Source organism: uncultured Pedobacter sp. (genome assembly GCF_913776295.1).
In the GTDB taxonomy this organism is placed as follows: Bacteria; Bacteroidota; Bacteroidia; order Sphingobacteriales; family Sphingobacteriaceae; genus Pedobacter.
In genome coordinates this window covers 92,772-112,078 of record NZ_CAJYOJ010000010.1, presented here as the reverse complement: position 1 = coordinate 112,078, position 19,307 = coordinate 92,772, and the positions used below count along the sequence as shown (strand labels likewise).

Sequence of the window (19,307 nt, the reverse complement as noted above, 5' to 3'; positions counted from 1 at the left end):
TGGTTAAGCATAAATATCTGCAAGCTTTTGATATAAATATAACCAAAACCCGCAATTTATAATACTGAAATTTATCAACAAATTATTGATAATCAAATGTTTAAATTGTTATTAAGGGGCGACTAATGAGATGTTGCCTTAATCGTCATTCCCATATCAATTTCTTAAAGGTTATTGTTTTATCGTGTTAAAGCCATAAATTCGTAAAATAAAAACAACAAAACAGATAGATAAAATACTATGAAAACGATGATTAAATCAATTGCATTGCTGTTCACGGCAATTACCATTTCAGCAACTGCAATGGCACAAGATGCGCAACCTAAACCAAGTCCGGCGGCAACTGCAACAGGAAAAGTCAAAGGTGCAACCATAACCATCAATTACAGCAGTCCGGCAGTAAAAGGACGTAAAATCTGGGGCGGTTTAGAGGCATTTGACAAAGTATGGCGTGCAGGTGCAAATGAAGCCACTACTTTCGAAACCGACAAAGATATTATGGTTGAAGGTAAACCTTTGGCCGCAGGCAAGTACAGTTTCTTTTTAATCCCCAGAGAAAGCGGTACCTGGACAGCTATCTTCAACAAAGAGCCAAAACAGTGGGGCGCTTACAAATATGAAGAAGCAAAAGATGCTTTACGTGTTGATGTTAAAACCAAAGCATTAAAAGCAACACAAGAGCGTTTGGTTTATAAAATTACCAAAAGTGGTTTTGCCTTAGAATGGGATAAAATTTCTGTTCCGGTAACCATTAAATAATTAGATTAAATTCTTGAAAGCCGTTCTAATTTAATATTGGAACGGCTTTTTTTGTGTGTCTTGTCGAACAATCGTCATTTAGGGCGGAGTGTAACGCAGTCGCGAAATCTGTCCAGATCAGGTCTAAGTAAATAGATTTCAAATCTATTTCAATAAGCCAATATCGAAAATGGTTTTAGGAAACGAATGGATTGTGGTTCTTGGCGGCTTCTGGTCCCGCTATTCATTCCAAGTCCTCGCTGCGCTCCGGGCTTTACATTGCTATCGGGTTTAGGAACAAAGGTTTGTGCATATGGCAACCTAAAAATGGAAGGCTATTATGGCCATATAGCCCCCCTGCCCGTTGCAGGCGAGGGTTGGCGCGATTACCCTGCAGCAACGAGGTGCGAGGCAGCGAAGCGTAAAAGCGTAAAACGGGAAGGAACTTGATGTTATGCACGGGCATTGCGTCCCAAATGATAATGTATTTATTATTTAGCTGTAATTACTTAGCCTCTCTCTTCCCCTTTGTAAAGAACCTAACACATAATACCCGCTTCATGTTAAAATGTTATTTTAGGCCGAAATACAAACAAGCACATATAATGAAGTTTTCTGTTAACTTATTAGCCTTATTATTATCTCTTTCATTAAACGTTTTAGCGCAGCAAAAAACGCAATTCTTTTCCTCTAAAACTGCGAAACCTGTTGATCAGGTTAACGTTTTTTTAGGATCTTCTGGCGATCACGGACAGATGTCGCCAGCTGCCTCTGCACCTTTTAGTATGTTGAGTATAGGTCCGCAGACTTACCCCAAAACGCATACGGGGTATGAATACCTGGCCAAAAAATTTGAAGGTTTTACCCACAACCGTTTCGAAGGAGTGGGCTGTCAGGGTTCGGGTGGTAATATTTTCATCAAGCCGTTTTTAGGTGATGATCCGGCAATGTCTGAACTGATTAATGTTTCTCAGAAAGCCAGTCCAGGTTTTTATGAAGTTGGTTTTGAAAATAAAATTAAAGCCAGTTTTGCGGTACTGGGTAAAGCAGGGAAGCATGCCTATCAATTTCCGAAAGGGAGCAAAGGTTTTTATATTGATTTGGGTTATGCTTTTAATGGTGCTTTTGTGGCCGAATCGCATGAAGTAAACGGCAATACCATCAGTGGGTGGATTACCTCCAAAACAACTTGCGGAGTAGGTAAATACAAATTGTTTTACCATATGGAGATTGGCGATAACGTATCGTGGAAAGTAATCGATGCACATAAACTGATAGCCACGCTCAAAGAAGAGTCGACTTCGGCAGGCATTAACATCGCCCTTTCTGCCGTAAGTGTAGAAGCGGCGAAAGCTTCCATCAATAAAAATACGTTTGACACTGTAAAGGAACAGAGTAAAGCCGATTGGAATACCAATCTTTCAAAAATCGCCGTAAATGGCGATCTGGAAAGTGCAAAGCTTTTCTACTCACTTTTATACCGTACCATGCAATCGCCATATGTGATATCTGAGGCTGACGGAACATACCGCAATACCAAGGGTGAAATTCAAAAAGATAAGGAAATCCGCTACAATGGTTGGGCCATTTGGGACAATTACCGAACACAATTGCCTTTACTTTCATTAATTGAACAGGATAGATATGCCGGAATGGTAAGTTCAATTGCCGACCTATACAATTCGGGTAAAAAAGATTATGCAGGTCAGCATGAACCTTCAAATACGGTACGCTCAGAACATGCTATTGTTGTTTTGCTTGATGCTTACCGGAAAGGATATCCGGTCGACTTCGGCAAGATTGCTGATTCACTGATGAAAGAAGTGAATGGACTGGATTACAAATCGCCGGATAAAGCTTTAGAATCGAGTTATGATAATTGGGCGCTGGCAGAAATCTTCAAGATTTTAAAGGATAAAGAAAAATCAGATTTTTATCTGGATAAAGCGCTTGAATACAAAAAATATTGGAATAAGGATTTCAAAGATATGACCAAAAATGATGTTGACCGGATGCAGGCCCGAGGTTTATACCAGGGTACCATCTGGCAATACCGGTGGTTTGTACCTTATGATTTTAAAGGATTGATTGAATTAGATGGAGGAGAAAAATCGTATCTGGCCAAACTTGATGAATTTTTTGCCCACGATTTATACAACCATGCCAACGAGCCGGATTTACAGGTTCCGTTGATGTATAATGTAACCAGGTCGGGTTATAAATCTCAATATTGGATGCATCAACTCGCGGCTGATACGGTTATCCAGAACTATTTTAATGATAACAGCCGTGGAATTGGCAGTTACATCGGTAAAATTTACAGAAACCAGCCAAATGCCTATCTACGTACCATGGATGACGATGCAGGAGCGATGAGTGCCTGGTACGTTTTCGCCGCAAGTGGTTTTTCTCCCGCCTGTGTAGGCTGGCCCTTGTATTATTTAAATGTACCCTTATTCCCATTGCTAACGTACAACCTGCCAAAAGGAAAAACTTTTACGATTGAAACAGAAAATTTTGGTGCAAAAAATAAATATATCAAGGCGGTTTTCCTCAACGGAAAGCCTTTCAAGAAGAACTACATCACACAAGAGGATATTAATAGCGGAGGAAGGTTAAAAATAGTGGCGTCAGCGGTTCCAATTAAAATTTCTGACACTGAAAACTGGATTTCGGACCTCGAAAATAATTTAAAAAATTAGCAGAATTTGGCAAACCAAATTCTGTTATTGCTGTTGTTGTAGTATAAATTCAAGATCATGGCACCTTTAAAATTAAGCGAAGAACAGCATGCTACATTAAGCAATAGAAACACATTTGAACAAGTGAACGAACAGCCTTTAGAACTTCATCCAGAGGCTTATAAAGTTAAAGGCCCATCTCCGGATAAAATGAAGACGGTATCATCCTCATTAAGAAATTATGCGCATGGCCTTTACGGGTTGTTGTAAAACGCCTCCAAAAAAACTCTTCGTAACAGACGATATAGAGCAGCAGACTTTAACAGTTTGCTGCTTTTTTATTGGGATTTAGAAGAAGTCAAGTTTCAAAAACTTGACTTCTTTGGATATAAGCATAGTATAATAAGCGCCTGAGGTTTATGATATCAGTTTTAAATTTAGATCAAAGCCGATAATAAGTTTTCAAACTTTGAATTCATCGACTATTCGATTTGATAATTGTTAGTGTAGAAATACTGACTTTGGATTTGATGCTGTTTCTCAAAACGATCTTTACCACCAAAAAAATCTAATATTTCTTCTCTTTGTAAAATTGTCTTTTTTTCAGATATTATAGATTGATATGAAGACCATTTGTAGTTCTTGAATTCTGCACATATACCATGTTTCAGTGCATTTGCATGAACATAAATAACCAATTGGTATAAGTGCACCTCATCAATAACTCTTACTCTCCGAAAAGGGTTCACAAATAAAGATCCAGATCTTTCATTTTTCTTATTAAATGCCATAGCATAAGCAATAAAAAAGTCTTTCATCTGAAATTCAACTGCTTCACTAAAGCATATTTGATTAGCTAAATATTTTTTCTGGTGTGTTTTTAATGAATCTTTACTCAAGGATTTTAAACACGATTTGAGCTCATCTGAACTTGTGTTTTTTATTAAAAAGTGAGCATGATTGTCCAATAGAATATAAGCATAGGTGTTCAGATAGCCAGTAGAATATTGTGCGTATTTGAGAAGAAAATAAAATCTATTATCATCGTCTTTAAATAGTTTCGACCCGCTAACCGATTTACATATGATATGCATGAATCCATTTTCAATAAAATCTTCTATGTATTTTTCATTAATTGGCATGAATGAATTTATTGAATTTTTTTTACAGCATCAAATCATATTGATTAATCTGAAAGAAGTCAAGTTTCAAAAACTTGACTTCTTTGTATACAATTCATACCTTAATGAAATGAAACAAAGTGCCGGAATACTGCTTTTCAGAAGAAAGGATCAAGAGATAGAATTTTTTCTGGTTCATCCTGGCGGGCCGTTCTTTGCAAAAAAGGACCTTGGCTTTTGGACTGTTCCAAAAGGGGAATTAAATGAAGGTGAAGATGCGCTAACTGCGGCCATCCGTGAATTTAAGGAAGAAACCGATCAAAGTTTGGGTGGCGATTTCATTGAATTAACACCGATTGTACAAAAAGGAGGTAAAAAAGTGTGGTGCTGGGCATTTGAGGGAGACCTTGAGCCCTCAACCATCGTTAGTAATACTTTCGAAATAGAATGGCCGCCACGATCAGGTAAAAAACAAAGTTTTGCGGAAATAGACAGAGCCAATTGGTTTACTTACGCTGATGCCATTACCTACATTAACGAAAAGCAGATTGCTTTACTTGATGAATTAAAATCAAAGTTAAGCCGTTAATTCAAAGTGTAAAATGTTCTTTTCGGCACCGTTAATAATGATCGAGATCTGGTGGTCGCCCAAATGAAATTTACGTGTGGTAATCAGCACAAATTTTTGTTTTCTGATGATATTTATTGCAGCACCTGCAACATAAATCCTTTCCGAAATTTTATATACTTTTTTAGTATTCTGCCCATTTTGTTTTTTATAATAAATGGCGTATTCCAGTCTCACTTTTTGTTCAGCAGGATTACTGTTAAAAACAGAAAATGAAAACTCCAGGCTTTCGCCGATGCTGATCCGGGGCGTTAAGATTTTGAAATCTTTCAGTAAAATCCCTGCGTCATCTAAACCATAATGTTTAAGGATATCGGCGTGGCCTTGTTTAAGCAACGTGCGACTGCCATGTTTAATAATAGCATCGGTTTCGGCACCTAAACCCGACCATTTTTTTGCAATATTTAAAACCACCTGGGGATGATCTTTTGCAATGTCATTTAAGCTATTGGCAACACTCCGTCTTACATATTCTGATGAATCTGTCTTTAGATTTTCCAGTATCGGTAAAATAGATGTTGGGTCTTTTTTAAGAAAAGGAATGCCCATGGCCCATGGCAATCGCGGACGGCTGCCTTCGCTGGCGAGCCTTCTTACTTTATGGCTTTCGTGCAGCGACCATTCCTGCATCCTTGAAATCATGTCATTATCATATTTTAAGATAAATGGACGAACTGCAAATTCGCAACTCACAAATTGTGTGACAAACTCAAGCGCTTCAACAGAACTTTCGAAATCATCAATTCCATAGGTTTCAATATAATCCGGTAAAAACATATAAGCCAGTCCATCTTCTCCAATACCTTGTACCCTTAAGTGCTCAATTGTTTTTTTAATGAGCGTAATCGTTTGTGGATAATCTTCCGGTAAAAAATCATGTAATACCTTCGTAGTGTGTTTCATCCGCTCTTTTAGTTCTTTCGATTCAAATTCGGGTAGGAAGATCTTGTTGACGAACAATTCTTTGTCGAAACCTGGTACCGTGGCTGCCAATGCAGTGGTTAATCTATCGTAGAAAGCAGGTGAATATAAATCTTTGAGTGGGCTGGCCATATAAAATGAGACAAGGTTTTTAACAGGTTGCTAACTTACTAAAAATATTAGTATTGCATGCTGTACATTCAAAATATTTATTTTATGCTATTATTTTAATGTTGTATTAAGAATTTAAGCTTTTTCTTTGGCAAATTTGTTTATCGTAAAAAATAGCAAAATGAATACAGTAAAAATAGGTTGGATTGGCTTAGGTAATATGGGAATCCCAATGGCCGGACAGTTAATAAAAGCGGATTATGCCGTTACGGTTTATAACAGGACCGAGGGCAAGAATGCTTCATTGAAAGAAATGGGTGCATCAGCTGCAGAAAACCCCCAGGAACTGATCAATACGACTGAGGTGGTAATCATTATGGTAGCTGATGATGCCGCGGTTGACCAGGTTTTTAACGGAACCAATGGTATTTTTGATGCCGATATTTCAGGCAAAGTGATTGTTAACATGAGTACGGTTTCTCCTGCCATTTCAAAGCGGATGGCAGCATTATGCCAGGAAAAAGGTGGACAATATTTAGACGCGCCGGTTTCAGGAAGTGTAAAACAGGCCGAAACTGGTCAGTTAGTGATTATGGGTGGCGGTGATGAAGCTGCTTTTAATAAGGTAAAACCGATTTTAGAAAAAGTGGGTAAGCTGGCAAAGCTTGTTGGTGCCACTGGTGCGGGTAATAGTGCAAAACTGGCAATCAATTCGCTCCTGGCACTTTATGCGCAAGGCTTGGCCGAAACTGTTTTATTCGCTAACGAGCAAGGAATTGCAACGGCTGATTTATTGGAATTGATCAATAACGCTGCTATCGGAAACGTTTTTACTAAAATTAAAGGCGATGCCATTATTACTGACAATTATAAAGCAGCATTCGCACTCAAGCATATTGTGAAAGATTTAAATTTGGCAAAAGCAGAGGGTATTTCATCTCCATTGGCTAAAACTACGCTCCATACTTTTGAAAATGCAGCATCAAAATATGGAGAAGAAGATATTATTGCCGTGATTAAGCAGATTAAAGAATAAAGAGATTTTAAATATCAAAACCATAGGCGATTTTAGTGATTTCCTATGGTATTATATTTAAGCTCAATATTTATTAATTATCGTGTTGTTCCGATAAGAATTCCAGCAAGTTTTTCTGGATTATACCGTCTTTATTTTGTCCGAATATCACATCATTTAAGGTGATAACATATTTCGGATGGTTATCTTCTATTTTAAGGAGGTTTCCAAACTCCCGGTTAGCAGTGTCAGCACTTTGTATGGTCAGGCAAACTTGTACGTACATCTTTTTACCATTTTTTTCTGCCACAAAATCAATTTCATTGTCGCCGAGTTTACCAACAAAAACATCAAAATTCTGCTGTCTTAAATGTAGATAAACTGCATTTTCCATTAATTTATGGATATCTGCCAATTGATTAAAACCGATAATGGCATTTCTAAGACCTAAATCTTCAAAGTAATATTTTTCCCCTATTTCAAATATTTTTAGCCCTCCCACTTCAGCGCGCTGAACTTTATGTACAAAAAAAGTATTGCTTAATGCGCGCAGGTAATTTATGGTTAGCTGGGTAGAAATATCCACCTTTTGTGATTTTAGGTATTTGCTGATATTGTTGGCAGAAAATAGACTTCCCATATTATCTGCGAGATAGGTAACGAGGTTTTCTAAAAACGATACATTACGGATGTTTTCTCTGGCTACTACATCTTTTAATAATATTGTGGCATAAACACTTTTAAGGTATTCATAAGGCAAGTTTTCTTCCAGCCCAATATTTGGTAGAAAAGGCATTCCCCCGTACTTAAGATAAAGCCTAAGTGAATCTGATTTGTTTTCAAGCTGATGAAACTCAAGAAATTCAAGATAGCTTAATGCATGGATTTGAAAAACCATGTACCTACCTGATAAATGAGTAGCAAGTTCACCAGAAAGCATATTAGCATTGCTACCAGTGCAATAAATATCGCAGATGTTTTTCGCCAGCAAGCTTCGCAAAGTCCGTTCAAATTCTTTTACTTCCTGAACCTCATCAATAAAAAAATAGTTGTTTTTATCTGACGGGAATTTGTTTTTAAGATAATTGGATAAGTCTTCGTGAGTTTTAATGTGCGAAAAATTATCCACCTCCATATTAACATATACAATATTAGCATTGCTGTCCGTGGCCTTGATATCTTCTATTAATTGGAGCATGATATAACTTTTGCCTATACGCCTTTGACCAGTAAGTACTTTAATTACTTGCTTATTGATAAATGGAGTAATCCTACTGGTATATGTCGGTCTTTTTATAAGCTTCATGTATATCGTATACTTTTGTCAAAAATAACAAAAGTTTCATGTATATCGTATACTTTTTTCGAAGATAAAAAAAGTTTCATGTATATAGTATAAAAATGGATTTCCTATATTTTCAACCCGCCAAAAGTACTTCCCAATATGATGGCTAGTACAATTAATGTGATCACCACGTATAGCTTATCTTTTTCTAGCAAAAAAGCCACCAGCGAGAATATGATACGCAAAATTGGTGTGATGATCAAAAGTAATACACCGAACTGGATGATGGCCATTGGCCTGAAAGTGAAGAGTCCTTTAAAAATGCCGTCAAAAGTGATAAAGTCGTTTTCTTCACCTTTAAAGATGTGATAGTCGGGTCTGCTTTCATTACCGTTTTGTACCAAAAAAAGTATGCCGCCTAATAAAACCACCAGGCTTGCGGTAATTACACCGAACCTTAATAGTTTGCCCACAATTTTTTCTACATCGCGGTCTTTTATAAGATGGGTTGAGATCATATTTTTCATTTTATTTTAACTTAAAATTTGTGATGATAACCGTTATAAATCATTTCGAGCGCGACGAAAGTAATGGCAATACAGAAAATAATCCTTAAAGTGGAAGGGTTGATCCTGGTTAATAATTTAGCTCCGGTAAACGCACCGCCCAATACCCCAAGCACTACAGGAAATGCAATTCCGGGATCCATGTAGCCGCGCTGCAGATAAACTACAGCACTGGCAGCGGCGGTAACACCGATCATAAAATTGCTGGTAGTAGTGCTTACCTTGAAGGGGATTTTCATGGCGGTATCCATGGCTAATACTTTTAATGCACCGGAACCGATCCCCAGCAAACCCGACATTACGCCGGCTACGGTCATAATGGAAAAACCGGCGCCTACATTTTTAAGCTTGTAATTAACCAAGCCGGTTGGTGTGGGGTAACTGCTATTAAGTTTTAAGATAGCCGAAAGTTTGCTGCCCTCGGTTAGTGCTTCCTGGTTCTTTTTTCTTAACGTCATCGCTGCCGAGAAAAGCAGAACGCATCCGAAAAGAATGGCAATAGTATTGGTGGGCGTGTAAATAGCAATTAATGCACCCAATACTGCGCCTATGGTGGTTGCAATTTCCAAAAACATACCCAGGCGGATGTTAGTAATCCCCTCTTTTATGTAAGCGCTGGCGGCTCCCGATGAATTGGCGATAGAAGCAAGTAATGCCGCACCGATGGCATACCGGATATCGACGTGAAAAACAAGTGTAAGCAAGGGGATGACGACTACGCCGCCGCCAAGTCCTGTTAGCGATCCAATCAGTCCAGCCAGGTAAGCACCAAGAATTAGGATCAGGGTAAAAGTTAAAATGGTCATGATATTAATGATTATTGTTCAGAATGGTAGTAGTTATGGAAACGGCTGAATCGGTGTTGCCGGCTTTTATGGTATCAAATAATGCCTCATGCAGGTGATGGCTCATGGCAAAGTGAGTGATGCCGGATGGTGCTCGTTTGGCAAAAAAATCACGGATGATTACCGTAAAACTTTCATAAAGATCGCTTAATACACGGTTACCTGATGCGCGGGCAATAGCCAGGTGGAATGCGATATCTGCATCGGCACATTCAGTTCTCGATTCTTTTTCGATAGCTGATTTTCTTTTCTCAAGTGCTTCGCTGATGGCAGCCAGATCTGCTGCGGTCCGGTTTTTAGTAGCCAGGCGAACAATTTCCTGTTCGAGCAAAGCCCTAACCAGATTAATTTCTTTAAAATCAGCACTGCGTAACCGTTGTTCAATAGGCTCAGTAGTGGTAGCATTAACTTTTGTTCCAAAACCTTGCTGTACCGTGAGAATTCCGGATAACGTAAGTGATTTTATGGCTTCCCGAATGGTAGAGCGGCCAACACCGTATAAGTCCATCAAGGCTGGTTCTGATGGAATTTTTTCCCCTACTTTAAATCTGCCTTCTTTAATGTCGTTCCTGATTTTAGTGGCTATCTGCTCGAAAAGTCTGCCTTCTTTTTCCATAATATGAAATCAATAATACAAACATACGATGTTTTATTTAAACATCATATGTTTTGCGTCTGATCAATATCATTTTATTCAGGCGGTGTTACTTCAGCTAATTACCCTACCTAAGTTTCGGACGGATAGGGCTTGGGAACAATAATCATATCAGGCAAAGCGATTAAAAAAAAATTAATATTTAACTTACTTTAAATCATACACTTATATTAATTTATCATAAATAAATAACCTAATATTTGTATCGTACGAAATTTGTCGTACCTTTAACATATGAAAAGTAATCAAACTGAAAATAATCTGCCCGAACCAACCAAAGCTGAACTGGAAATTCTTCAGGTGCTGTGGGAATTCGGACCATCAACCGTTCGGTTTGTAAATGATAAGCTGAATGAACTCAGAGAGGTTAATTATACCTCAACTTTGAAACAGATGCAGATCTTAACTGAAAAAGGAATTTTAAAACGTGATGAAAGCCAAATGAAACACATTTATATTCCGGTAGAAGCAGAAGAGAAAACCAAAGATCAGTTGTTGGACCGTTTCGTAAACACTTTGTATAAAGGCTCCGCATCGAAATTGATGATGCAGCTTTTGGGTAACGAGAAAACATCAAAAAAGGAAATAGAAGAGATTAAGCGGCTATTGGATAGCATGAACTAATTAAACCAGAATAAAAGCTAAAGAACCACCCTCATGGAATTTAAATTAATCGATCTTTTGCCCGAAAATTGGCTTCATGCCCTGGGCGCTACTTTGTTCCACTCTTTGTGGCTTGGCGTAATTTTAGCTTTGCTAGCTGGTTTGGTCATGTTTACCTCCCGTAAGGCGAGTGCAACATCTCGTTATAATTTGCTTACGGTATGTTTAGGCTTGTTTGTTGTGGCAGTAGGGTATACTTTTTATCAGGAGCTTCAGCAATCGGATCAAGATACACAATCACAGGTTACTCATCAGATAGGGATTAATTTGCCAAAGGCAATTGCAGATCAGCAAGCAGTTACAAATGTACAGCAAGACATGTATTCGGGGCTTAATCGCATCTTATCTTTGTGGAATGCTTATGCCAATCAGATCGTATTGGTTTGGTTCCTGATTATTTGCGGAAAAAGTATCCAGTTGATGGTGGGTTTAAATGGTATTTATCACCTGCGTAATTATAAAACCTACGCGGCGGGAAAAAAATGGGACGAAAAACTAAACGAACTGGCACAAAAACTGGGTTTGACACAACAGGTTAAGCTGATGCAATCGGGTATTGCGCAGGCACCTTTGGTAGTGGGGCACTTCAAACCTTTGATCCTGATTCCTTTGGGCTTGCTAAATGGTTTATCCAATGCCGAAGTAGAGGCTATTCTCTCTCATGAACTGGCCCACATTAAACGGAAAGATTACCTGGTAAATATTTTACAAAGTTTTATCGAAATAGTATTCTTCTTTAATCCGGCGGTACTTTGGGTATCGCAATTAATAAAAACAGAACGCGAGCATTGCTGCGATGATTTGGCCATCGCCTGTGTAAACGATCGTAAAAATTACATTCAGGCCCTTATTGTGTGCCAGGAGTTTAAGCAGCGTGCACCTGCTTATGCCATGGCCATGAGCGGAACTAAAGGTAGCCTGCTGCAGAGAGCAAGCAGGATGTTGTTCAATACCAATTCAACCTTAAACAAAATGGAAAAAACTATATTAACCATCGCCCTGGTATCGGTAGTACTTTGTAGCGCTGCTTTTAAAAGCACAGGCCATACCAAAACAGTTACCAGGAAAGAAATATCTACTACAATTGTAACCCTACAGGATACAACCAGAAAAAAAGCTAAGGCTGCAGAAGGAAAATCTGCAGAGCAAATGGAGCGGGAGATCAATGCAAAAGTAGATAGCCAGCTGAAAAAAATGAATGAAAAACAACAGCTGCCGGAAACAAAAGAAGATAGGAAGGCCAGGTTTGCTGATGAAGAAGCCCGGCAAGCGGATGAAAAAACATGGGAGAATGATGTGAGGCAGGCTAAGGAAGATGCTAAGCAAGCTGTTATTGATGCCAGACAAGCAGAAATAGATCGTAAACAAGCCATGGTTGATGCTAAGCAAGCCATTATTGATGCCAGACGAGCTGTTGAAGATGCAAAAGAATATCAAAAGCAGGCAGAAGAGTATAAATCTCAGGCCTATGGAATAACTGCAGATTTGCCTCGTGTGCCTAAAACTCCAAAAACTCCAAAAACACCTAGCGCTGCATATGCCGTATCAGCAGTAGCTCCTGCACCTGCTATGCCCGCTACACCACCAACACCAGCAGTTTATGGCCAAAGTAGCAGTACCAAAACCAGTTCACAGCGTACAGTTACTTCAAAAACAGTAACCAATGGTGATGGACATGATTATACCAACGCAATCAATCAGGAATTGAGGAAAGATGGTATCATCAGCAGTACCAATAAGCTCTCATATAAGCTCAATAAAGATGAATTGATCGTAAACGGTGTGAAACAGCCTGCCGAAGTTCAACAGAAGTATAAAAAGCGGTTTTTGAAAAATGACAACCATTCATTGATGTATAATTTTCTGATTGAAAAAAATTAAAGTTAATTTCTAAAACGCTAACCCAATTTACATCATGAAATTTAAGATCATGGCTTTTTTAGCCGTATGGATGAATATTGCCCTTACTTTTGCCCAGGTCCAAGGCCCACAGCCCAAAATTTACGGACGGGTAGTGGATGCCGAAGGAAAGGATTTGGAATTTGCTACAGTTGCCCTCCTTAAAGATTCGGTGCTTTTTAAAACCACCTTTACAGAGAAAGATGGATTGTTTAGTTTTGATCAGCTTGGATATGGAAAATATCTGATAAAAATATCGGTGGTCGGATCGCCTATATACCAAACCGATACATTGGTGCTAACTGCAGACCATACCATTATTGCCTTACCAGATATTAAAATCAAAACCGGGGCAACCAATTTGAAAGAGGTAACCATTTCAGGACAAAAAGCTTTTGTGGAGCGGAAAATAGACCGTACTGTGGTTAATGTAGATGCCTTGATTTCGAATGCAGGCACGACGGCACTGGATGTACTGAGCAAATCGCCTGGTGTAAATGTAGATCAGAACGGGGTAATTTCGTTAAAAGGTAAAAATGGGGTGACTATTTTTATTGATGATAAGCCCACTTATTTATCAGGTTCAGATCTGGAGAATTATTTGCGGTCATTGCCTTCCTCTTCGCTTGATCAGATCGAGCTGATGACCAATCCACCTGCCAAGTATGATGCTGCCGGCAATGGAGGTGTAATTAACATCAAAACCAAGAAAACCAAAAATGCAGGTTTTAACGGGGGCATTAATCTGAGTTTAAACCAGGGCGAGCTAAGCCGTTCAAGCAACAGTTTCAATTTTAATTACCGAAAAGACAAGGTTAATGTTTTTGGCAACCTGAGCTATAACCTCAATAATAGTTTTACCGATCTAGATCTGAACCGGAAATATAAAAATGCTGATGGCAGTACCAAATCCTACTTTAATCAAAATTCTTATTTTCGCAGGCATGGCAATACCTTAAACCTGAAAACGGGACTTGATTATTATGCATCTGAACAAACTACCTGGGGGGTGGTACTTACCGGAATGAACAGGATTTCCAAACAGGTAAACAACAATACCAGTAACCTGTCTAACGCCTCCATGCAGTTAGATTCGGTCATCAGGGCTGAGAATATCGATCAGATCAAATACCAAAATGCAGGTGCAAATTTAAATTACAGGCATAAATTTAAGCCGACAGGGCGGGAATTAACCTTTGATGCAGATTATCTGCTTTATCGGGACCAAAACGATCAGACCTATTATAATTTCAGTTACCTGCCTAGCGGAGTTTTAAAATACCAGGATATCTTGAGCGGAAATTTACCATCAGATATCGATATCTATACGGCTAAAATGGATTATTCGCATCCTTTAGAAAATAAGTGGAAGCTGGATGCGGGTGTTAAAACTGCTTATACCAAAACGGATAATATTGCCGATTACGCTAATACCGCAAATGGAAAAACAAGTGTCGATTATGAAAAGAGTAACCACTTTTTGTACAAAGAGAATATCAATGCGGTTTACCTGAACATGAGCAGGGAAGGGAAGCGGTTTTCGCTCCAGGCAGGCTTAAGATATGAAAACACAGTTTCCAACGGGCATCAGTTGGGAAATCCGATCAAACCTGATTCTACTTTCAAAAGAACTTACAACAGTTTGTTCCCAACGCTTTATTTCTCTTACAAGCTTGATACGGTAGGAAATAACGAACTAGGGCTGAATTATGGGAGAAGGATCGATCGTCCGTATTATCAGGACCTGAATCCCTTCTTTTCTCCTTTGGATAAGTTTACCTATTATGTTGGCAATCCGTTTTTAAAACCTTCTTTTACGCAAAGTATCGAACTTTCTCATACCTATAAAGGTAAAATTACCACAGCATTCAGTTATAGCTGGGTAAGGGACGAAGTGAACGAAACCATCGAAATTTTAAATGGTACCTATTACAGCCGGCCAGCAAATGTGGGCAAAACGAGGGTAGCCAATATTTCGGTAAATGCAGAAATTGATTTTGCCAAATGGGTTAAACTGAATGCCTATATTGAATATGCAAAAATAGTTTCCAAAACTGATTTTTATACGGGCTTTCTGGTTACCAACGGAAGTTATTTAAGGACAAACCCTAATTTGCAGTTCAAAATCAGTCCGACATGGAATGCTGAACTGAACATGAATTATCAAAGTAAACTTTCCAATGTGCAGTTTTTACTGGGGGCGGTACATGAGTTTGGCGCAGCCGTGCAGAAAAAACTTTCAGCAAAAAGTACCCTGAAATTAACGGCAAATGACATTTTTAGAACCCGGATATATAATGGGATAATCAACAACCTTGCGGCTGCAGAAGCCGGTTGGAGAAACAGGCAAGATTCCAGAAATTTTGTTTTAAGCTTTAGCTATCGTTTCGGTAAGACCTTTTCTTCTCCAGACAAACATGAACCTTCTGGTGCGGATGCGGAAAAGAACAGGGTAAAGAATTAAGGTTTTAGATAGTTAAGCTTTCCGTGCTTTTTCCGGCGGAAATCTGCGAGGCCGGGGAGTAGAGTGCAGATCGCATGGAGTAAAGGGAATCCTTCTCTAGCTGTCATCCTGAGGTACGAAGGATCTTTTGATTGCGGGTTGTCGCGAAAAATCCGTCATTTCGACCGTAGCGGAGAAATCTTTTAAGTTAGGTAATAGCTACAGTTTTGCCCTTCGCCCGGGCTTGCCTCGGTTAGCCACCGAAGGTCTCTTACTTTTGGCTTGGCCCAAAAGTAACAAAAACCCAAGGCTTGCAGCCTTCCTTGTAAAAAGCTACGGAAATCTTGATAGCGGCAGCATCGAGGCTCTTAGCCCTTGCTTTGTTCCACCGCTCTCGCTTTGATCCTGCCTTGGGCTGTAGGGTATAAGGGGGGGTGCAAAGATTTCCGTGCTTTTTTCGGCGGAAATCTGCGAGGCCGGGGAGCGGGGTGGAGATAGCATGGAGTAGAGGGAATTCTTCTCTAGCTGTCATCTTGAGGTACGAAGGATCTTTTAATTGCGGGTTATCGCGAAAAATCCGTCATTTCGACCGCAGTGCCCGCCCGTGCGGACAGGCCTGCCCGTACAGGCGGGGAGAGATCTTTGAACTTTTCATAAACAGAGTCCGTCATTCCCGCGCAGGCGGAAATCTTAATGCACTCGCTATTTTTTGTCCTTCGCTTGGGCTTGCCTCGGCTCACCGACGCCGAGGGGCTCTTACCTTTTTCTTGATAAAAAGGTAACCAACCTGAGCGTAGCGAAAGCATGCCTGCCATTGAAAACAACAACAAAAAAGGCATAACTGAAAGGCTTGCATCGTTTTTTATGAGTTGATGTTGTTTTTATCGGTATAAAAGATTGCTGCGCAATTCCTTGTAAAAAGCTACGGAAATCTTGATAGCGGCAGCATCGAGGCTCTTAGCCCTTGCTTTGTTCCACCGCTCTCGCTTTGATCCTGCCTTGGGCTGAAGGGTATAAGGGGGGGTGCAAAGATTTTCGTGCTTTTTCCGGCGGAAATCTGCGAGGCCGGATAGCAGGGTGCAGATCGCATGGTGCGGAAACAATATTTATGTATTGATCCCTGTGAAACTATGAGGGGAACTCCCCTCCTGATTTAGGAGGGGCGGGGGTGGTTAGTAAATGATATTTTCGGGCTTCCGTTATTATTCTCTGTCATCCTGAGGGATAATTTATTTTATAAAAATCAATATAGATGACGTAACTAATTACTTATGCCATACAGCCCAGTCTTGCCTCGGCTTACCGCCGCCGAATGGCTCTTACTGTTTGGCATCAAAAAGTAACAAAACCGAGGCATTGCCGAGCTCATTAATACAGATAAAAAACAATAGACAAACATTAATAAAATGCCGGCTGAAAATTTTTCTTTCAAAGCCGGTAAATGGGGTTTGGTCGGTGGAGTCCGAAAAATTTGTTAGGCCGGACTTAAGTAGAACGGAGACCCAGTGCGAAGGCCTTGTTGGATGGAAATGCATATTTTATAAGTAACTAATTATCAAATAATTAAAAATTAACGTCAATGGTAGCGTAGTCGAAGGATCTTTTACTACATAAAATTACACGATCATATATTCCTCACATGGTTAAACAAATCCGGTTCTTCGACTTCGTTCAGACTGACAAATTTAGGCGACCGCAAGCTTATATTTTGGAGCGCAAGGCCTCTGTTAATAGGGTAGCGTGTTCCCGTCTTTTGCTTTTACGCTTCGCTTCCTCGTGCCTCGTCGCTGTAGGGTAACGCTTCAACCGGGGCTGATAGGTTAAGGTAGTTTTTCATTTGTGAGGTTGTAGGAAGCACAAGCCTTTGTTCCTAAACCCGATTAGAGCGAAATAGCCCGGATCCCGACATTCTGTCGGGAGAGGACTATAAGCGGAAGCGGGACTACGGGCCTCCAAGAACCCCAGGTCGTTCATTTCCTAAATCTATAAACTCATTCATTTCGGTCGGTACAATAAGTTTTTATTTTGGAGCGCAAGGCCTGTAAAAAACACTAGGTTTCTTCCCGTCTTTCGCTTTTACGCTTCGCTGCCTCGTACCTCGTTGCTGCAGGGTAAAGGCTTCAGCCGGGGCTAGGTGGCCACAGCAGTATTTCATAGTAGAGATTGCAGTGTGCACTAACCTTTGTTCCTAAACCCGATTAGAGCGAAATAGCCCGGAGCACAGCGAATGATTTAAAATGTTGTCTCATTACCACCCCTGACACTTCTAAATCAGGAGGGGAGTTACCCTCATAGTTCCGGATTTAATTGAAAAGTGAATGCATTCAAGTTTCTACAAAGTCATTCATTTCGGCTGGTAAAAAAACTAATTATTTAGGTCGATGTGATACTAACCGATAGGATGAAACCGATAACGTTTGGTATCATCCAGGGCAGAACGGAAGTAATAAGTTTAAGGATCTAAAGGTTCATCAAAATCAATTTGTAAGGATGTTGTGTCCAGGTAAAATTCTGATTCGGTATCACTTAAACGTTTCCCGTTTCTGTAAGGATAGTAACCGAGTTCTTTTTTGCATCGTTCCGGCAAGACATTGGTAACGTAATAACTTTGCGATTTTACAGTACAGACTAAACCAGGTTTGTCTACAGGCATTCCATACCTGAACATCAGTCTGGCACAGTTACGAAGATTAGTGGTGGTATGGCGGGCGTGCGGCTCCATTATAATAGCACTTTCGGGTACCTGCAGCACCTCCGTTAAAAATTTCTTCATTTCATAAGCTTCGCTGAACTTGGTTTTGTATGGATGTACCCTACCGCCAGATACTACAATAAATGGCGCCATGCCTTTTTTATATTGCAAGGCGGCTAAACGACACCGGATCATCCCGCCGGGGCTTAGCGCAACATATTTTTCTTCAGGGCCAGCACCCGGAACGAGGATTACGCTGTAAGGGTATTTCTTCCAATCCACTTTTTTGATCTGTTGAATGGCACTTAGGTTTACACCTTTACTCATTGGTTCATAATCGGCAGCCTCGCTACGGTCATTGAGTTCCAATGCCTCGAGTGCAAATTGCATAGCGGGTTCAAAAAACATTTTATGGTTGCTTTGTAAAGCTAACCAGGCATTGGCTGCAGTAAGTTCCGCAAACGCTGCATCCTTTACTTTGAAACTAATGGAATCTATTTTCGGGTAATTGGGTTTATTTCCCTCTACATATACGCCAATAGCGTAATTAATGGCTTTGGCATCTTGCTCCCATGCTTTCAATAATAAGTTTTCGGGCGTCTCCTGAGCATACAAAACATAACAGCCTGAGGGGATGAGGTGGTTTTTAATCAGTTTTCCAAGGGGATTATCTTTTTTATAAAGCGTAGCTAATCGATTTTCAATACCGGATATTTCATCATCGGTAAATTTTAAAGCTTTCGCAAAGCAGTTGATATCGGTTTTACAGGTTTTAATTGCCTCATTTACACGGGCCGCTTTTAACTGATATATGCCGTTAAGTACGGTATCTGAACGGAGCATTTGACGGATTTCAGGTAGTTGCCCGAAAAGGGTAAGCAGGTAATAATTTTTGTATTGTACAGCATTTCTGCTTTGGATCTGCTGATAAGATTGAGAGGGTAGGTTTTGTGCGGTTAAGCATTGGTGCAGCAAGCAGAATACCAGAAAGAGATAAAAGGATTTCATAAATGGTTTTGGGTGTAAAATTAAAAGAAAACTATT

15 protein-coding genes are annotated in these 19,307 nt (G+C 39.8%); 8 read left to right on the top strand and 7 right to left on the bottom strand.

The window, feature by feature from the left end; genetic code table 11:
• Nucleotides 1–240: 240 nt before the first annotated feature.
• From QZ738_RS02090 to QZ738_RS02080, 3 genes are all read left to right on the top strand, one after another.
• On the top strand, nucleotides 241–759 hold the full coding sequence (locus QZ738_RS02090) for a DUF2911 domain-containing protein (RefSeq protein ID WP_293783825.1): 519 nt from the start codon (nucleotides 241–243) through the stop codon (nucleotides 757–759).
• A gap of 584 nt (nucleotides 760–1,343) precedes the next feature.
• The gene (locus tag QZ738_RS02085) at nucleotides 1,344–3,440 is read left to right on the top strand and encodes a glycoside hydrolase domain-containing protein (RefSeq protein ID WP_293783822.1); all 2,097 of its coding nucleotides are present in this window, start codon (nucleotides 1,344–1,346) and stop codon (nucleotides 3,438–3,440) included.
• Nucleotides 3,441–3,497: 57 nt separating this feature from the next.
• A complete protein-coding gene (locus tag QZ738_RS02080; protein ID WP_293783819.1) occupies nucleotides 3,498–3,689 on the top strand; it encodes a hypothetical protein in 192 nt (63 codons plus the stop codon).
• A gap of 212 nt (nucleotides 3,690–3,901) precedes the next feature.
• Here QZ738_RS02080 and QZ738_RS02075 read toward each other — a convergent pair whose 3' ends face one another.
• On the bottom strand, nucleotides 3,902–4,561 hold the full coding sequence (locus QZ738_RS02075) for a hypothetical protein (RefSeq protein WP_293783816.1): 660 nt from the start codon (nucleotides 4,559–4,561) through the stop codon (nucleotides 3,902–3,904).
• Nucleotides 4,562–4,670: 109 nt separating this feature from the next.
• Between QZ738_RS02075 and QZ738_RS02070 the strand changes: the two genes are divergently transcribed.
• Nucleotides 4,671–5,129 carry an NUDIX domain-containing protein gene (locus QZ738_RS02070; protein WP_293783813.1) on the top strand — a complete coding sequence of 153 codons (459 nt, stop codon included), beginning with the start codon at nucleotides 4,671–4,673 and terminating at the stop codon, nucleotides 5,127–5,129.
• On the opposite strand, the gene QZ738_RS02065 is transcribed toward QZ738_RS02070, so the two are convergent.
• Nucleotides 5,118–6,221: a DNA alkylation repair protein gene (locus QZ738_RS02065; RefSeq protein WP_293783810.1), complete on the bottom strand. Its 1,104-nt coding sequence runs from the start codon at nucleotides 6,219–6,221 to the stop codon at nucleotides 5,118–5,120. The genes QZ738_RS02070 and QZ738_RS02065 overlap by 12 nt on opposite strands.
• 160 nt (nucleotides 6,222–6,381) lie before the next feature.
• Between QZ738_RS02065 and QZ738_RS02060 the strand changes: the two genes are divergently transcribed.
• Nucleotides 6,382–7,236 carry an NAD(P)-dependent oxidoreductase gene (locus QZ738_RS02060; RefSeq protein WP_293783807.1) on the top strand — a complete coding sequence of 285 codons (855 nt, stop codon included), beginning with the start codon at nucleotides 6,382–6,384 and terminating at the stop codon, nucleotides 7,234–7,236.
• Nucleotides 7,237–7,309: 73 nt separating this feature from the next.
• On the opposite strand, the gene QZ738_RS02055 is transcribed toward QZ738_RS02060, so the two are convergent.
• From QZ738_RS02055 to QZ738_RS02040, 4 genes are all read right to left on the bottom strand, one after another.
• On the bottom strand, nucleotides 7,310–8,521 hold the full coding sequence (locus tag QZ738_RS02055; RefSeq protein ID WP_293783804.1) for an ATP-binding protein: 1,212 nt from the start codon (nucleotides 8,519–8,521) through the stop codon (nucleotides 7,310–7,312).
• A 104-nt stretch (nucleotides 8,522–8,625) separates the two neighbouring features.
• Nucleotides 8,626–9,027, bottom strand: a complete 402-nt coding sequence (locus QZ738_RS02050) for a DUF1634 domain-containing protein (RefSeq protein WP_293783801.1) — start codon at nucleotides 9,025–9,027, stop codon at nucleotides 8,626–8,628.
• An 11-nt stretch (nucleotides 9,028–9,038) separates the two neighbouring features.
• Nucleotides 9,039–9,872, bottom strand: coding sequence for a sulfite exporter TauE/SafE family protein (locus QZ738_RS02045; RefSeq protein WP_293783798.1), 834 nt, complete (start codon nucleotides 9,870–9,872; stop codon nucleotides 9,039–9,041).
• A 4-nt stretch (nucleotides 9,873–9,876) separates the two neighbouring features.
• Entirely contained in the window at nucleotides 9,877–10,527 is a 651-nt protein-coding gene (locus QZ738_RS02040) for a FadR/GntR family transcriptional regulator (RefSeq protein WP_293783795.1), read from the bottom strand.
• A gap of 273 nt (nucleotides 10,528–10,800) precedes the next feature.
• On the opposite strand from QZ738_RS02040, the gene QZ738_RS02035 reads away from it, so the two are divergent.
• The 3 genes from QZ738_RS02035 to QZ738_RS02025 are packed head-to-tail and all read left to right on the top strand — an operon-like array spanning nucleotide 10,801 to nucleotide 15,592.
• The gene (locus tag QZ738_RS02035) at nucleotides 10,801–11,190 is read left to right on the top strand and encodes a BlaI/MecI/CopY family transcriptional regulator (RefSeq protein ID WP_293783792.1); all 390 of its coding nucleotides are present in this window, start codon (nucleotides 10,801–10,803) and stop codon (nucleotides 11,188–11,190) included.
• 33 nt (nucleotides 11,191–11,223) lie between these two features.
• Entirely contained in the window at nucleotides 11,224–13,110 is a 1,887-nt protein-coding gene (locus tag QZ738_RS02030) for a M56 family metallopeptidase (RefSeq protein ID WP_293783789.1), read from the top strand.
• A gap of 34 nt (nucleotides 13,111–13,144) precedes the next feature.
• Nucleotides 13,145–15,592 carry a TonB-dependent receptor family protein gene (locus tag QZ738_RS02025; protein WP_293783786.1) on the top strand — a complete coding sequence of 816 codons (2,448 nt, stop codon included), beginning with the start codon at nucleotides 13,145–13,147 and terminating at the stop codon, nucleotides 15,590–15,592.
• 2,431 nt (nucleotides 15,593–18,023) lie between these two features.
• Here QZ738_RS02025 and QZ738_RS02020 read toward each other — a convergent pair.
• Nucleotides 18,024–19,271, bottom strand: a complete 1,248-nt coding sequence (locus tag QZ738_RS02020) for a YdcF family protein (RefSeq protein WP_293783783.1) — start codon at nucleotides 19,269–19,271, stop codon at nucleotides 18,024–18,026.
• Nucleotides 19,272–19,307: the final 36 nt, after the last annotated feature.

Coding starts and splice junctions, on each gene's coding strand:
- QZ738_RS02090 (WP_293783825.1), top strand. CDS start 241: ATGAAAACGATGATTAAATCAATTGCATTGCTGTTCACGGCAATTACC.
- QZ738_RS02085 (WP_293783822.1), top strand. CDS start 1,344: ATGAAGTTTTCTGTTAACTTATTAGCCTTATTATTATCTCTTTCATTA.
- QZ738_RS02080 (WP_293783819.1), top strand. CDS start 3,498: ATGGCACCTTTAAAATTAAGCGAAGAACAGCATGCTACATTAAGCAAT.
- QZ738_RS02075 (WP_293783816.1), bottom strand. CDS start 4,561: ATGCCAATTAATGAAAAATACATAGAAGATTTTATTGAAAATGGATTC.
- QZ738_RS02070 (WP_293783813.1), top strand. CDS start 4,671: ATGAAACAAAGTGCCGGAATACTGCTTTTCAGAAGAAAGGATCAAGAG.
- QZ738_RS02065 (WP_293783810.1), bottom strand. CDS start 6,221: ATGGCCAGCCCACTCAAAGATTTATATTCACCTGCTTTCTACGATAGA.
- QZ738_RS02060 (WP_293783807.1), top strand. CDS start 6,382: ATGAATACAGTAAAAATAGGTTGGATTGGCTTAGGTAATATGGGAATC.
- QZ738_RS02055 (WP_293783804.1), bottom strand. CDS start 8,521: ATGAAGCTTATAAAAAGACCGACATATACCAGTAGGATTACTCCATTT.
- QZ738_RS02050 (WP_293783801.1), bottom strand. CDS start 9,027: ATGAAAAATATGATCTCAACCCATCTTATAAAAGACCGCGATGTAGAA.
- QZ738_RS02045 (WP_293783798.1), bottom strand. CDS start 9,872: ATGACCATTTTAACTTTTACCCTGATCCTAATTCTTGGTGCTTACCTG.
- QZ738_RS02040 (WP_293783795.1), bottom strand. CDS start 10,527: ATGGAAAAAGAAGGCAGACTTTTCGAGCAGATAGCCACTAAAATCAGG.
- QZ738_RS02035 (WP_293783792.1), top strand. CDS start 10,801: ATGAAAAGTAATCAAACTGAAAATAATCTGCCCGAACCAACCAAAGCT.
- QZ738_RS02030 (WP_293783789.1), top strand. CDS start 11,224: ATGGAATTTAAATTAATCGATCTTTTGCCCGAAAATTGGCTTCATGCC.
- QZ738_RS02025 (WP_293783786.1), top strand. CDS start 13,145: ATGAAATTTAAGATCATGGCTTTTTTAGCCGTATGGATGAATATTGCC.
- QZ738_RS02020 (WP_293783783.1), bottom strand. CDS start 19,271: ATGAAATCCTTTTATCTCTTTCTGGTATTCTGCTTGCTGCACCAATGC.